This is a genomic window from Pseudomonas sp. WS 5010 (assembly GCF_012985565.1).
In the GTDB taxonomy this organism is placed as follows: domain Bacteria; phylum Pseudomonadota; class Gammaproteobacteria; order Pseudomonadales; family Pseudomonadaceae; genus Aquipseudomonas.
Window position 1 is genome coordinate 150349 of the sequence record NZ_JAAQWQ010000001.1, and the last position, 15184, is coordinate 165532.

Below are 15184 nucleotides of genomic sequence, written 5' to 3' on the forward strand. Positions count from 1 at the left end.
CGCCTCCCAGATAACTACAAAATTGGAGAAGAACCATGGCTGAAGCAAAAGTACTCAGTGGCGCCGGCCTGCGTGGCCAGGTGGCCGGGCAGACGGCACTGTCCACCGTGGGCCAGGCCGGTGCCGGCCTGACCTATCGCGGCTACGACGTGCGTGAACTGGCCGCCGACGCACAGTTTGAAGAAGTCGCCTACCTGCTGTTGTACGGCGAATTGCCGAGCAAGGCCGAGCTGGCGGCCTACAGCGCCAAGCTGAGCAAGCTGCGTGACCTGCCCCAGGCGCTCAAGGAAGTGCTGGAACGCATCCCCGCCGACGCCCACCCGATGGACGTGATGCGCACCGGTTGCTCGTTCCTCGGCAACATCGAGCCGGAACAAGACTTCAGCGTGCAGCGCGATGTCACCGACCGCCTGCTGGCCGCGTTCCCGGCGATCATGTGCTACTGGTACCGCTTCAGCCATGACGGCAAGCGCATCGACTGCGTGACCGACGAGCCGAGCATCGGTGGGCATTTCCTGCACCTGCTGCACGGCGAGAAGCCGAGCCCGCTGCACGAAAAAGTCATGAACGTGTCGCTGATCCTGTACGCCGAGCACGAGTTCAACGCCTCGACTTTCACCGCTCGTGTGTGTGCCTCGACCCTGTCCGACTTGTATTCCTGCGTCACCGCCGCCATCGGCTCGCTGCGCGGCCCGCTGCATGGCGGCGCCAACGAAGCGGCGATGGAAATGATCGAGCGTTTCTCCTCGGCCGAAGACGCCGTGAAAGGCACCCTTGGCATGTTGGAGCGCAAGGACAAGATCATGGGCTTTGGCCACGCGATCTATAAAGACAACGACCCGCGTAATGAAGTGATCAAGGGCTGGTCGAAAAAACTCGCCGATGAAGTGGGCGACAAGGTGCTGTTCCCGGTCTCCGAAGCCATCGACAAAACCATGTGGGAACAGAAAAAACTGTTCCCCAACGCCGACTTCTACCATGCCTCGGCGTACCACTTCATGGGCATCCCGACCAAGCTGTTCACGCCTATCTTCGTCTGCTCGCGCCTCACCGGCTGGGCGGCGCATGTGTTCGAGCAGCGTGCCAACAACCGCATCATCCGTCCAAGCGCCGAGTACATCGGCGTCGAGCAGCGCAAGTTCGTGCCAATCGAACGTCGCTGAATGAGGAGACCGACAATCCCGAATTGGTAACCGAATCAGAAGTGTGGGAGCGGGCTTGCTCGCGAATGCGGGGTAACAGTCACTGAATGTGTTGAATGACACACCACATTCGCGAGCAAGCCCGCTCCCACATTTTGACCTCATTCCAATTCTGGGTCGGTACAGGTCTTCCTTCTGTAACTACCGTGACCGAGTCCTGACGATGAACACTGAATTTCGCAAACCGCTCCCCGGCAGCCGCCTGGATTACTTCGACGCCCGTGCGGCTGTCGAGGCCATCACCCCCGGTGCCTACGCCACGCTGCCCTACACCTCCCGCGTGCTCGCCGAAAACCTGGTGCGCCGCTGCGACCCGGCGACGCTCAACGCGTCCCTGAGCCAGTTGATCGAACGCAAGCGCGACCTCGACTTTCCCTGGTTCCCGGCCCGTGTGGTATGCCATGACATCCTCGGCCAGACCGCCCTGGTGGACCTCGCCGGCCTGCGTGATGCCATCGCCCTGCAAGGGGGGGACCCGGCCCAGGTCAACCCGGTGGTGCCGACCCAACTGATCGTCGACCACTCCCTGGCGGTCGAGGCCGGTGGTTCTGACCCACAGGCCTTCGAGAAAAATCGCGCCATCGAAGACCGCCGCAACGAAGACCGTTTCCACTTTATCGAGTGGACCAAAAAGGCCTTCAAGAACGTCGATGTGATCCCGCCGGGCAACGGCATCATGCACCAGATCAACCTGGAGAAAATGTCCCCGGTGATCCAGGTGCGTGACGGCGTGGCCTTCCCGGATACTTGCGTCGGCACCGACAGCCACACCCCCCACGTCGACGCCCTGGGCGTGATCGCCATTGGCGTCGGCGGCCTGGAAGCCGAGAGTGTGATGCTTGGCCGCGCGTCGTGGATGCGCCTGCCGGAAAGCGTTGGCGTCGAACTGACAGGCAAGCTGCAACCGGGCATCACTGCCACCGACATGGTGCTGGCGCTGACCGAGTTCCTGCGCCAGCAGAAAGTCGTCGGTGCCTGGCTGGAGTTCTTCGGTGAAGGCGCTTCGGCCCTGACCCTGGGCGACCGCGCCACCATCTCCAACATGGCCCCGGAATACGGCGCCACGGCGGCGATGTTCTACATCGACGCGCAGACCATCGCCTACCTCAAGCTCACCGGTCGCGAAGACGAACAAGTCGCCCTGGTCGAGCAGTACGCACGGCACACCGGGCTGTGGGCCGATGACCTCAAGGGTGCGCAATACGAGCGTGGCCTGAGCTTCGACCTGTCCAGCGTCGTGCGCAATATGGCCGGCCCGAGCAACCCGCATGCACGTGTGGCTACCAGCGACCTGGCGGCCAAGGGCATTTCCGGGCAATGGGATGACGTGCCGGGGCAAATGCCCGACGGCGCGGTGATCATCGCTGCCATCACCAGTTGCACCAACACCAGCAACCCGCGCAACGTGATCGCCGCCGGCCTGCTGGCGCGCAATGCCAACAAGCTGGGGCTGGCCCGCAAGCCGTGGGTCAAGTCATCCCTGGCCCCGGGTTCGAAAACCGTGGCCATGTACCTCGACGAAGCCGGGCTGACCAGCGAGTTGGAGCAGTTGGGTTTTGGTGTCGTTGCCTTCGCCTGCACCACCTGCAACGGCATGTCCGGTGCACTCGACCCGGTGATCCAGCAAGAAATCATCGACCGCGACCTGTACGCCACCGCCGTGCTCTCGGGTAACCGCAACTTCGACGGGCGCATCCACCCGTACGCCAAGCAAGCGTTCCTGGCGTCGCCACCGCTGGTGGTGGCCTACGCGATTGCCGGCACCATCCGTTTCGATATCGAAAAAGACGTACTGGGCCTGGACGCGAGCGGCAAGGAAATCCGCCTGCAGGACATCTGGCCGAGCGACGAAGAAATCGACGCGGTGGTCAAGGCATCGGTCAAGCCTGAGCAGTTCCGCCAGGTCTACATCCCGATGTTCGCGATCCATGAAGACACCGGCCCGAAAGTCACCCCGCTGTACGACTGGCGCCCGCAAAGCACCTACATCCGTCGCCCGCCGTACTGGGAGGGCGCCCTGGCCGGTGCGCGTCCGCTCAAGGGCATGCGCCCGCTGGCGGTGCTGCCGGACAACATCACCACTGACCACTTGTCGCCGTCCAACGCGATCATGCTCGACAGCGCCGCCGGCGAATACCTGGCGAAAATGGGCTTGCCGGAAGTCGACTTCAACTCCTATGCAACGCACCGTGGCGACCACCTGACCGCCCAGCGCGCGACCTTTGCCAACCCCAAGCTGTTCAATGAAATGGTCCAGGAAAACGGCAAGGTCAAGCAGGGTTCCCTGGCGCGCATCGAACCGGAAGGCCGGGTCACGCGGATGTGGGAAGCCATCGAAACCTACATGGAGCGCAAGCAGCCGCTGATCATCATTGCCGGCGCCGACTACGGCCAGGGTTCGTCCCGCGACTGGGCGGCCAAGGGCGTGCGCCTGGCGGGTGTGGAAGCGATTGCCGCCGAAGGCTTCGAACGCATCCACCGCACCAACCTGGTGGGCATGGGCGTGCTGCCCCTGGAATTTTTGCCGGGCACCGACCGCAAGACTCTGCAGATCGATGGCAGCGAAACCTATGACGTAATCGGCGAGCGCACCCCGCGTGCGCAGTTGACCCTGGTGATCAACCGCAAGAATGGCGAGCGTGTCGAAGTGCCGGTGACCTGCCGCCTGGACACCGCTGAAGAAGTGTCGATCTACGAGGCGGGCGGCGTGTTGCAGCGTTTTGCCCAGGACTTCCTGGAATCGGCGGCGACCGCCTGAAGAGGATAACCATGACACACGTAGCGCAAATCAAGATCGCCGCCACCTACATGCGTGGCGGCACCAGCAAGGGCGTGTTTTTCAACCTCAAGGACTTGCCCGAATCGGCCCAGGTCCCGGGGGCGGCGCGCGATGCCCTGCTGCTGCGGGTGATCGGCAGCCCCGACCCCTATGACAAGCAGATCGACGGCATGGGCGGTGCCACGTCGAGCACCAGCAAAACCGTGATCCTCGCCAAGAGCACCCGCGCCGAGCATGACGTGGACTACCTGTTTGGCCAGGTGTCCATCGACAAGCCTTTTGTCGACTGGAGCGGCAACTGCGGCAACCTGTCGGCAGCGGTGGGTGCATTCGCCATCAGTGCTGGCCTGGTGGACGCTGCGCGTATCCCCTCTAACGGCGTGGCCGTGGTGCGGGTTTGGCAGGCGAATATCGGCAAGACCATCATCGCCCATGTGCCGATCACCGACGGCGCGGTGCAGGAAACCGGCGACTTCGAGCTGGATGGCGTGACCTTCCCGGCGGCCGAAGTGCAACTGGAATTCCTCGACCCGGCAGCCGAAGAAGAGGGCGGCGGCGGTTCGATGTTCCCCACCGGCAACCTGATCGACGACCTGCAAGTGCCGGGTGTCGGCACCTTCAAGGCGACGCTGATCAACGCGGGGATCCCGACGATTTTTATCAACGCGCAAGACCTCGGCTACACCGGCACCGAGCTGCAAGGCGCGATCAATAGCGATCCGAAAGCCCTGGCCATGTTCGAGACAGTGCGGGCCCATGGGGCGTTGCGCATGGGCCTGATCAAGCACCTGGACGAAGCGGCCCAGCGCCAGCACACACCGAAGCTGGCGTTCGTGGCCAAGCCTGCGGATTACCTGGCCTCCAGTGGCAAGGCGATCAAGGCCGGCGATGTGGACCTGCTGGTGCGGGCGCTGTCCATGGGCAAGCTGCACCACGCGATGATGGGCACGGCCGCGGTGGCGATTGGCACGGCGGCGGCGATTTCCGGGACCCTGGTCAACCTCGCAGCGGGCGGTGTGGAACGCAATGCCGTGCGCTTCGGGCATCCGTCCGGCACCTTGCGCGTGGGCGCAGAGGCCAGCCAGGTCAACGGCGAATGGGTGGTGAAGAAGGCCATCATGAGCCGTAGTGCGCGGGTCTTGATGGAAGGCTACGTGCGCGTGCCCGGCGACGCATTCTAAAGCCGGCCCCAATGTGGGAGCGGGCTTGTGTGGGAGCGGGCTTGCCCGCGATTGCGGCGTGTCAGTCACGCAGATACCAACTGATCCAGCGCTATCGCGGGCAAGCCCGCTCCCACAAGGGAGCGTCAGCGGCCTCTGGATTTATGTACGAGAGCAGGCATTCAGACCTGCCACAAACGACCAACCCTGAGCCTGAGGAAGGAACACACCCACCTATTTTGGAGTACTGCCATGAGCGCCAACGTCGACCAGAACAACCGCCCCGACTATGACCAGGTTTTGCAGGACATCGCCGATTACGTCCTCAACTACCGCGTCGACTCCCGGGACGCCCTGGACACCGCCCGCAACTGCCTGATGGACACCCTCGGCTGCGGCCTGCTGGCCCTGCGCTTTCCTGAGTGCACCAAGCATTTGGGACCGATTGTCGAAGGCACAGTGGTGCCGTTCGGTGCCCGGGTGCCGGGTACGTCCTATCGCCTGGACCCGGTCAAGGCCGCGTGGGACATCGGCTGCATCGTGCGTTGGCTCGATTACAACGACACCTGGCTCGCTGCCGAATGGGGCCATCCTTCGGATAACCTCGGCGGCATCCTGGCCGTTGCCGATCACCTGTCACAAAAACGCGTGGCCCATGGCGAGGCGCCGCTGACCGTGCGCGCGGTGCTGGAAGCGATGATCATGGCCCACGAAATCCAGGGCGTGATTGCCCTGGAAAACTCCTTCAACCGCGTCGGCCTCGACCATGTGCTGCTGGTCAAAGTCGCCTCTACGGCGGTCTGCGCCAAGTTGATGGGTGCCAATCGTGAGCAACTGCTGGCGGCGTTGTCCCAGGCGTTTGTCGATGGGCAGGCGCTGCGCACTTACCGTCACGCGCCGAATGCCGGGTCGCGCAAGTCGTGGGCGGCGGGGGATGCGTCGAGCCGTGGCGTGCGCCTGGCGGATATCGCCCTGCGCGGCGAAATGGGCATCCCGGGTGTGTTGAGCGCGCCGCAATGGGGTTTTTATGACGTGCTGTTCAGCCACACCAACAAGGACCTGGCCCTCAAGCCTGAGGACAAGCGCGCGTTCAGCCTGCCCCAGCCCTATGGCACTTATGTGATGGAAAACGTGCTGTTCAAGATCAGCTTTCCCGCCGAATTCCACGCCCAGACCGCCTGTGAAGCCGCCGTCACCTTGCACCCGCAGGTCAAGCAGCGCTTGCATGAAATCGAGCGCATCGTGATCACCACCCACGAGTCGGCCATTCGCATCATTTCCAAGGTCGGCCAACTGGCTAATGCGGCCGACCGCGACCACTGCCTGCAATACATGACCGCCGTGCCCCTGGCGTTTGGCAACCTGGTGGCCGAGCAGTACGAAGATGAATTCCATGCCGCGCACCCGATCATCGATGAGTTACGCAAAAAAATGGTCATCGTCGAAGACCCGCGTTACAGCCGCGAATACCTGGAAGCTGACAAGCGTTCCATTGCCAACGCCGTGCAGGTGTTTTTCACCGATGGTTCGAGCACCGAACAGGTCGCGGTGGAATACCCGATTGGCCATCGTCGGCGCCGGGCGGATGGCATTCCGTTGCTGGAAGACAAGTTCAAGGCCAACCTGGCGACACGCTTCACCGCGCAGCGCAGCGCTGAGATTTTTGCACTGTGCAAGGACCAGGCACGGCTGGAAGGGACGCCGGTGAATCGGTTTGTGGATCTGTGGGTGATGTAATAAAAGCCGCTGCAAGGTGGCAGGATTTGCAGTCGACACACTTTGCCAATCGTATGTCCTACATCTTCGGAACCGTCTTCAGATAATTGCCAATCAGGTAGCCAGATGACCTTTTGTACCGGGTCGTCTGGCAAGCAATACCTGTGAATTAAATGAGAGGTTCGCCATGACTAGCGTAAACCAGCAGCAGTACGCGCCCTACCACGGCTATGAAATGCCCTCCAAGCCTGCATCCGCGCAGTCCGAAAACAGCGCCAAAACCCAGACTCCCGGCCAGACTCCAGCAGATTCAGCATCCCCTCGAAAGCCTATGACTGCACAGCAGCGCGGGCAGTTTGCGGCCCACAAGGGCTTGGTCAACTCACCGTCATCTGCGACCAATACCGCCCCGGCCCAGCTCGCTCAGCTTTCCCAGCAAAACAATCAGCTGCGCGACCAGCTTAACCAGTTGGTGGCCAAGTTCTCGCCGATAATCACCGCGCTGCAGCAGCAAGTGGCTGAGCTGGCTCAGCAAGTCAACACGATGCAAAAACCGCAGAAAGAGGACGCTCCATCCAATCAGGGCGCGGGTGAAAAACCAGCGGCTCGGCAGGACAGCACAGCGGTGCAGCAGGACGGAACAGCGCCTGCAGCATCGGCCCGCGCAGAAAGTACGCCGGCTTCAGGCCCCGAAGCGCCGGGTAATCTTGAGCAGTTGACTGCTGAAAACGACCAACTGCGTGAAACGGTCGAGCGGTTGCAAACCCAGTTCACGACGGTGGTTACCAGGCTGCAAGAGCAGATCCAGGCGTTGAGCCAGAAAATAACGGGGGCCGGTACTTCCGCAAACCAGGCTCCTAGCGCAGGCCCGAAGGCTGACAGCAATACCGCGTCGGACTCTGCGCCGGCTGAGCAAGCGCCCCGTGCCAAGGGCGCCACCCCATCGGCCCAGGCCGATGAAGCCACGGCGCCGTCGGCCCGCAGTGTTGATGATCTTATGCGTGAGAACGAGCAATTGCGCGCTCGCATCGATCAAATGATGACTGAGTTCACCCAGGTGATTTCGCAACTGCAACAGCAAATAGCGCAATTGAGTGCCCAGGTCAAAGCCCAGTCGAAGTAAGGGCAAACGCGTCGATAAGGGGAGGCTGGGCCTCCCTGTTGGCTGCTTGCCGATTCACTCGAACCGCAGGATCACCCGTCGGTTGTGCTTGCTCTTCTTCTCGATTTTTTCGCAGAACACCCGACCGATTTCCTCGGTGTTGACCACATGGGTGCCGCCACACGGCTGGATATCGATGTCGGCAATTTCTATCACCCGTACCGCGCCCTGGATCACCGGAGGCGCGACGGCCTGGGTGCGGGTGATTTGCAGCAGGGTGGAATATTCGGAGGCCGGCATCGACAGCGACTTGACCCCATGGGCCTGCTCGATCAAGGCATTGAGGTCGCGGGTGATGCTTTCCTTGTCGAGGGTCATTTCCGGCAGGTCGAAGTCCAGGCGGCCCTTGTCGGCGCTGATGCTGCAACCGGTTACCGGTGCGTCGATGATCGAGCACAACAGATGCAGGCAGGTGTGCATTTTCATGTGTTGGTAGCGACGCTCCCAGTTCAGGCCGGCATCTACCTGTACCCCCGCACGCAATGACTCGGGGCAGTGTTCCACTTGGTGCCAGATGATCGAGCGCAGGACCGGGTCGCGTACGGTGCCGGTCACATTGACCCGGCTGCCGTCCGGCAGGGTGAAGTAACCGGTATCGCCGGGTTGCCCACCGCCGGTGGGGTAGAACAGCGTGTGTTCGAGGGCCACGCCCTGTTCGCTGACGGCGATTACCCGGGCGCTGAAGGCGTTCTGGTAAGGCGCGCTGTCGAACAGCGCCAAGGTTTCCATGGTGTGTACGGACATGTTCATCCTCCAACGATCAGTGGGCTGGTTTGCAGCAGGCGCCGCACCATTGCGCTCAGCCCGGGTGGGGAGAGCAGGGTGACCTCGAACCTCGGTCCGCACACCTTCAGGTTCAGCGGCAGGCGCGGGGGGTAGGTGGGGGCCTGCAGCGTGCGCAGGCGAAACTGCAGGTGATGACGCTCCTTGACCGTGGGTTCCAGCACCAGGCCTGACAGTGGGTGGAAGTCGGCATCCAGCACAGTGACCCGGTGGCTGATGTTGACTTCGCCGACCACGTGCAGGCGCTCGTCGAGGGCAAATGCCCCGAGGTAATTGCTGGCGTCAGCTTCGTCGTTTTTCTGCAACTGGATCTGGTTGACCACCTTGACCTTGGTGCCCGCGGGCACGTCCTGGGTGATGACACAGGAGGGGCTGATAAACACGTTGTCGCCAATCAGCACATACCCGAGCACCCTCGCGCCCGCGCCGACTTCCACGTTGTTGCCCAGGCGTGGGTGACGCTTGCCGTCGGGGTTGTTGGCGATGCCCCGGGCGCCCAGGGTCACGCCACACAGGATGTAGCAGTCATTGCCGATCTCGCAGGTCTCGCCGACCACCGTGCCAAAGCCATGATCCAGAACGAAGCGCCGGCCAATGCGGGCGGCGGGGTGGATTTCGGCGCCGGACAGGATCTTGCCCTGGTTGCTCAACGTCAGCGCGATCGCACAGAACTGGCCGTGGGCCTGGTCGGGTAGATTCCATACCCGATGCGCCAGCCGGTAATACAGCACGGCCTTGAATGAGGCGTAGGACTCCAGGATCAGTTCGCCGCGGCCCCTGGACGCCGGATCGCGCCAGGCATAGGCGATCAAGTCCTCGGCCACCTCCTGCGCGGCGGGCTGGATCAACGCCGCCAGGTGTGGCTGCAACTGTGCCATCTGCGCCGGCGACAGGGTCTTGATGAGGTGGGTCAGCAGCTCATCGTGCAGCTGTTGCATGTCGATAAAGCCTCCCATGGAAGGCACCCCCGTAATTGTCGTTATTCGAAGCAGGGCAGATAACTGTCGGCGCTGTCGTACACCATGGTCAGGACGACGGTGTCGGTGGGCAGTTCCGGTGCGAGCTTGGCGATGGCCACCATATTGGCGGCCGACGACAGCCCCAGGCTGATGGCATCGGTACGCATGATGCGTTTCATCATTTCCAGGCAATCGAGGCGCGAGACCTTGAGCATGCCGTCCAGCACGTTCAGGTTGAGAATGCTCGGGATCAGGCCGATGGACAGGCCCTGGATATGATGCGGCGCATGGCTATCACTTAGCAGGTCGCACTCCTCGGGCTCCACGCCCATCACGCGGATCTGCGGCCAGGTGGCCTTGAGGATTTCACCGATCCCGGTGATGTGGCCCCCGGTGCCTATCCCGCTGACGAAATAGTCGACCTGGCGCTCGCCAAAGGCACGGATGATTTCCGGGGCGGTGGTGTCGCGGTGGGTCTGGGGGTTGGCGCCGTTGCGCTGTTGGTTGAGCATGACGAAGCTGGGGTTTTCCAGCTGCAACTCCATGCACTTTTCGCCATGGGAGTTATTGCCCAGGCGGCTATCGGACAGCACCACCTTGGCGCCATACAGGCGCAGCAGCTTTTGCTTTTCGGGGCTGTAGTTGTCGGGAATCACCAGCACCACTTTGTAGCCCAGCACGTTGCCGGCCATCACCAGGCCGATGCCCGTGTTGCCGCCGCTGGGTTCGATGATGGTTTGCCCCGAATCGCGAATCAGGATGCCCCGGCGCTCGGCGTCGAGGATCATTCCCAGGGCAATCCGTGCCTTGTGGCTACCGCCCGGGTTCAGGGATTCAAGCTTGGCGAAGACCTCGATGCCGAGGTCTTCGGAGAATTGTTCCAGGCGCACGATAGGCGTTTGGCCAATGGCGTCGAGTATGGAGTTATGCAGCATCGGATAAGTACCCCAAGGCCTGTGGTCAGTACAACGGCATGTCGGGTTCGACGTCGCGTACCCAGTGTTTCATGCCGCCTTGCAGCACCCGGGTGTTGGCAAAGCCTGCGGCCAGCAACGTACTGGCGGCTTGCTCGGCGCGGCTGCCGGCATAGCAGATCAGGTAATGGGTGTTGTCACGGCTGAGGGTATCGAGTTGCTCGTCGAGCTGGGCCAGGGGGATGTGCACCACGCCGGGCAGTTGGCAGACCTCCAGCTCGCTGGCGTCGCGTACATCCAGCAGGATATCGGCGCTGCGGCGCTGCTCCAGCAGTTGCTTGAGCACCTGGGGCTTGATGTAGTGCTCTTCTGCCAGGCCCTGGGTGCTGCGGAGGGTATCGGCACACACGGCGGCGGCGGGTTGGTGTTCTTCACGCAAGTCGGAACAGCACGGGCAGTCGGCGCGGCGCTTGAAACGCAGTTCACTGAATTTCATGGCCAGGGCATCAAAGCGCATCAACCGGCCGGACAAGGACTCGCCGAGGCCGATCAACAGCTTGATCGCCTCGGTGGCCTGGATCATCCCGACCACACCGGGCAATACACCGATCACCCCACCGGCGCTGCAATTGGGCGCCAGTTCCGCGGGTGGCGCGTGGGGGTACAGGCAGCGGTAGCAGGGCCCGCCTTGATAGTTGAACACGCTGATCTGGCCGTCAAAGCGGTAGATCGCGCCGTACACCAACGGCTTGCCCAACTGTACGCAGGCATCATTGACCTGGTAGCGGGTCTCGAAGTTGTCAGTACCATCGATCACCAGGTCGTAGGCGCCGACCAGTTCCAGGGCGTTGTCGGCATTCAGCGCGGTGTCGTAGGTGTTGATCCGGATATGGGCGTTGAGGTCCTGCAGCCGGCGCTTGGCGGATTCGACCTTGGGCAGGCCCAGGGTGCTGTTGCCGTGCACGACCTGGCGTTGCAGGTTGCTGCTTTCCACCACATCGAAGTCCACCAGCCCCAGGGTGCCGATGCCGGCTGCGGCCAGGTACAGGCTGATGGGCGAGCCCAGGCCACCGGTACCGATGATCAGCACCTTGGCTTTCTTCAGGTTCAGTTGCCCTTCGCGGCCGACGCCGGGCAGGGTGATATGGCGCACATAGCGCTGCACTTCCTCGTTGCTCAGGGACTCGATGTCGATGCCGCCGGAGGTGGCGAGCAGCACTTCGATTTTTGCTTTTTCGGGCAGCGGCTCGTCGGGATCGATCAGTTCTTCCCCGGTCGTGAACAGGAAGTGTTCCTTTAGCCGGCCGTTGTTCTCGTGGAACAGGTGTGCCCGTAGCTGCGGGTAGCGGGCACAGAGGCCTTCAATGACTTCGCGCAATGTCGATCCGGCACCCTCGAGGGTCGATTCTGGCAACTTGGCCACACGGGCCAGGATGTCGGGGAAAGAGACAGCGTTCATGTACAACTCCGTTTGCAGGTCGTTGAAGGGGTTGAGGGCGAAGTGCGTGCCATCCCAGGCAAACAGCTTCGACCCAAGGGCCTTGCCCTGGCGAACATCCACCACCAGGTAGCTGACGGGGTAGATCGGTTCCCCCATGTAGAGGGCCTTGTCCTGATCCTCGTCGCTGAAATAGGCACCGACATCCGGGTGGGAGTGGTAGATCACCACCACCGGGTTATCCGTGCGAAAGGCCTTGTTCATCAGCAGCGTGTCGGTCACCGAGAAGGTGTAGCCGTTGGCCGCGCTGCGGGGGTAGGCCTCGGGGTTCTTGCGGTGTAACTCGTTCTGGATATTGCTGCCCAGGTACACACTGCCGTCGGCGAAGACAAAGCCGCAGCACTCTTCGGGGTAGGTGCTGCTGGCGTGGGCGTAGATCTGTGCCAGGGCGGTTTGGCGGAGGACGTCCATGTTTCTCTCGCGTGGTGGGGAAAGGGTCAATTGGGTTTTGCCAGCAGCTTTTCGATCGGCAACTTGGTGATGGCAAAGCCGACCAGCAGGATCGCCGAATACAGCATCAGGTCCCGGGACAGTTCCAGGCCTTCGTACCAGGCGCCGATGATCACGGCGAACACCGGGAAAATAATGAAGACGAACGACAGGATGATCGGGCTCAGGCGCTTGAGCAGCATGAAGTACACGATAAACCCACCGACTGAGGCCACCAGGCCCAGGTAGAACAGGGCGCTCCAGGAACGCAGGGTAATGGCCTCGAAGGTCGGTGATTCAAACCACAGCCCGGCGACGAACAGCATCAGCCCGGCAATCCCGATGGGCAGGGTGTTGTAGGTGATCACGCTGATGGCGCTGCCTTTTTGCTTGGTAATGACATAGCACAAGGCATGCATGATCGCGGCGCTCAGAATGGCCAGGACGCCGAAGAACTCGGCATGGTCAAGGTGCAGTCCCTGGCTCTTGATGATCATGTACAGGCTGGCGAAACCGATGCCGATCCCCACGACCTGGGAAAAGTAGATGCGCTCGCGCAGGAACAGCGCGGAGAAGATCAGGATGAACACCGGCATGCAACTGAACAGCAGGGCGGTGAGGCCGGACGAGACGTGCATCTCGCCATAGTTGAGCAGGTAGTAGGGCACGCTGAAATAGCAAAGGGTCACGAACACAAAGAACCAACGGCTTTCCCGTGGAAACAGGATCGGCTCGCGACGCAGGAAGGCAAAACACAGGAACAGCGGGAAGGCGATCAAAAAGCGCAGGCCCGCCGACGTCAGGGGCGGCACGCTTTCCACGGCGATCTTGATCCCCAGCCAGGTGGTGCCCCAGCTCAGGCAGACAATCAGGAACATCACACTGGTGATCAGGCCAGCCAGCCATTGTTTGGGGGATTTGGTTTTTTCGGAATTTTCGAGAACGGCGGACATTGGCATCGTTTATTGCTTCCCTGAGCCGGAATTGAACTCTATATTGGACTTGTAATTAGAGGTTTCACCCGGTGATTGAACCCGTAAAAGCACACTATTAGGGCGAATGATGGCTGTCAAAACAAATATTGACATGGTGTCAATTATGCGAGAGGGACTGTCCAGTGGGCAGGGCGTGAAGTACAAACGCCTGTCTGATGTGATGGAGCGGGGCATCCTCGAGGGCTTGATCGAACCAGGGCGCAAACTGCCGCCTCATCGGGTGCTTTCCGACAACCTGGGGGTGACCATCGGCACGATCAGCCGCGCCTACGGCGAACTGGAACGCCTGGGCCTGGTGGTGGCGCGGGTGGGCGACGGCACATTCGTGCGCAAGCGTGGGATGGAGCGCCAGCGCGACGAAGGCTTTCGCAACGTCAGCGAGGAACCGCGCCAGTACTTCGATATGAGCCGCAATATGCACATCCCGGGGCAGGAGACCACGTTCCTGGCCCAGAGCTTTGAAACCCTGGCCACCAATGCCAAGTTCCTGCAGGACATCAGTGCCTACACCCCAGACGCTGGCTTGCCCCGCTACCGCGCGGCGGGTGCGCAATGGTTGGTGCAGCGTGATTTTCATCCGATTCCCGAGCAGGTCATCTGTGTCAACGGCGGCCAGCATGGTTTGTTGTGCGCGTTGATGGCGTTGGTGCGCGCGGGCGATACGGTCGTCACCGAGCAGTTGACCTATCCCGGTCTGATCACTGCCGCACGGATGCTTGGCATCCGCCTGATCGGCCTGGAAATGGACGAGGAGGGTGTGCTGCCGACGGCCCTGGAGGAGGTGTGTCGTAATCACCGGGTTTCTGCCCTGTACTGCACGCCGACTATCCAGAATCCGACGACGGCGGTCTTGTCGGTTGCCCGTCGCGAGGCGCTGGTCAGGGTCTGCCGTGAGCACAACCTGCTGATCCTGGAGGACGAGGCCCATGGTGTGTTGGTGGAGGATCGCCCGCCGCCCCTGAGTCATTTTGCCCCGGAGCGCACGATTCTGATCAGCAGTCTGAGCAAGGCGGTGTCGGCGGGCTTGCGCGTGGGGTATGTGCATGCGCCGCCGGCGTTGGTCAGCCGTATTTCCGCAGCGCTGCGCTCAACCTGTTGGATGGCCACCCCTGTGACCCTGGAACTGGCCACGCAGTGGATTGAAAACGGCACGGCAGCGCATCTGTTGCGTCAGCAGATCCACGAAATCAGCCGGCGCAAGGCGTTGGTCGAGGACCTGCTGAGCGGCCTGGAATACCGGACGCACCCCAATAGCCCGCACTTCTGGATTGAAGTCCCGGAGCCATGGCGTGCGTCGGAAATCGAGGCTGAGCTCAAGCAGAACAATTACCTGATCGCGACGGCCGAGGCCTTCGCCGTGGGGCAGACGGCCGTGCCGCAGTTTATTCGGGCGAGTATCTGCAATACGTCTGGGGATGATCAGTTGCTAAGGGCAGGGTTTGATGCGCTGGCCACGGCGCTGGGGCAGGGTGGGGACCGGTTTCATCTGTGAGGCTGGGTTATCGTTGATCGCAGGCAAGTCGAATTGTCCCACCGCAGCTCCCGCATTTGACGTGTGAACCCTATCAAATGTGGGAGCTGGCTCAA

General features: G+C 61.9%; 11 protein-coding genes. 6 read left to right on the plus strand and 5 right to left on the minus strand.

The window, feature by feature from the left end; translation table 11 throughout:
- The first annotated feature begins 35 nt into the window (after positions 1–35).
- From prpC to HBO11_RS00700, 5 genes are all read left to right on the plus strand, one after another.
- The gene (gene prpC, locus HBO11_RS00680) at positions 36–1163 is read left to right on the plus strand and encodes a 2-methylcitrate synthase (RefSeq protein ID WP_169954255.1); all 1128 of its coding nucleotides are present in this window, start codon (positions 36–38) and stop codon (positions 1161–1163) included.
- A 202-nt stretch (positions 1164–1365) separates the two neighbouring features.
- Positions 1366–3960, plus strand: coding sequence for a Fe/S-dependent 2-methylisocitrate dehydratase AcnD (gene acnD, locus HBO11_RS00685; protein ID WP_169954300.1), 2595 nt, complete (start codon positions 1366–1368; stop codon positions 3958–3960).
- 11 nt (positions 3961–3971) lie between these two features.
- Complete coding sequence (prpF, locus tag HBO11_RS00690) at positions 3972–5162, plus strand: 2-methylaconitate cis-trans isomerase PrpF (RefSeq protein ID WP_169954253.1); 1191 nt, start codon at positions 3972–3974, stop codon at positions 5160–5162.
- 231 nt (positions 5163–5393) lie between these two features.
- Positions 5394–6878, plus strand: coding sequence for a 2-methylcitrate dehydratase (gene prpD, locus HBO11_RS00695; protein ID WP_169954252.1), 1485 nt, complete (start codon positions 5394–5396; stop codon positions 6876–6878).
- Positions 6879–7044: 166 nt separating this feature from the next.
- Positions 7045–7980 (plus strand): hypothetical protein, encoded by a 936-nt coding sequence (locus HBO11_RS00700; protein ID WP_170058700.1) that lies wholly within the window; start codon positions 7045–7047, stop codon positions 7978–7980.
- A 54-nt stretch (positions 7981–8034) separates the two neighbouring features.
- Here HBO11_RS00700 and HBO11_RS00705 read toward each other — a convergent pair whose 3' ends face one another.
- From HBO11_RS00705 to HBO11_RS00725, 5 genes are read right to left on the minus strand one after another with little or no spacing between them, the layout of a single operon-like run.
- A complete protein-coding gene (locus tag HBO11_RS00705; RefSeq protein ID WP_169954250.1) occupies positions 8035–8763 on the minus strand; it encodes an alanyl-tRNA editing protein in 729 nt (242 codons plus the stop codon).
- A gap of 2 nt (positions 8764–8765) precedes the next feature.
- Positions 8766–9758 carry a serine O-acetyltransferase gene (locus HBO11_RS00710; RefSeq protein WP_169954249.1) on the minus strand — a complete coding sequence of 331 codons (993 nt, stop codon included), beginning with the start codon at positions 9756–9758 and terminating at the stop codon, positions 8766–8768.
- A gap of 23 nt (positions 9759–9781) precedes the next feature.
- Positions 9782–10696 carry a PLP-dependent cysteine synthase family protein gene (locus tag HBO11_RS00715; protein ID WP_169954248.1) on the minus strand — a complete coding sequence of 305 codons (915 nt, stop codon included), beginning with the start codon at positions 10694–10696 and terminating at the stop codon, positions 9782–9784.
- A 25-nt stretch (positions 10697–10721) separates the two neighbouring features.
- Positions 10722–12584 carry a molybdopterin-synthase adenylyltransferase MoeB gene (gene moeB / locus HBO11_RS00720; RefSeq protein ID WP_169954247.1) on the minus strand — a complete coding sequence of 621 codons (1863 nt, stop codon included), beginning with the start codon at positions 12582–12584 and terminating at the stop codon, positions 10722–10724.
- Positions 12585–12610: 26 nt separating this feature from the next.
- Positions 12611–13504, minus strand: coding sequence for an EamA family transporter (locus HBO11_RS00725; protein ID WP_169954285.1), 894 nt, complete (start codon positions 13502–13504; stop codon positions 12611–12613).
- 196 nt (positions 13505–13700) lie between these two features.
- On the opposite strand from HBO11_RS00725, the gene HBO11_RS00730 reads away from it, so the two are divergent.
- Positions 13701–15089 carry a PLP-dependent aminotransferase family protein gene (locus HBO11_RS00730; RefSeq protein WP_275941745.1) on the plus strand — a complete coding sequence of 463 codons (1389 nt, stop codon included), beginning with the start codon at positions 13701–13703 and terminating at the stop codon, positions 15087–15089.
- Positions 15090–15184 lie beyond the last annotated feature (95 nt).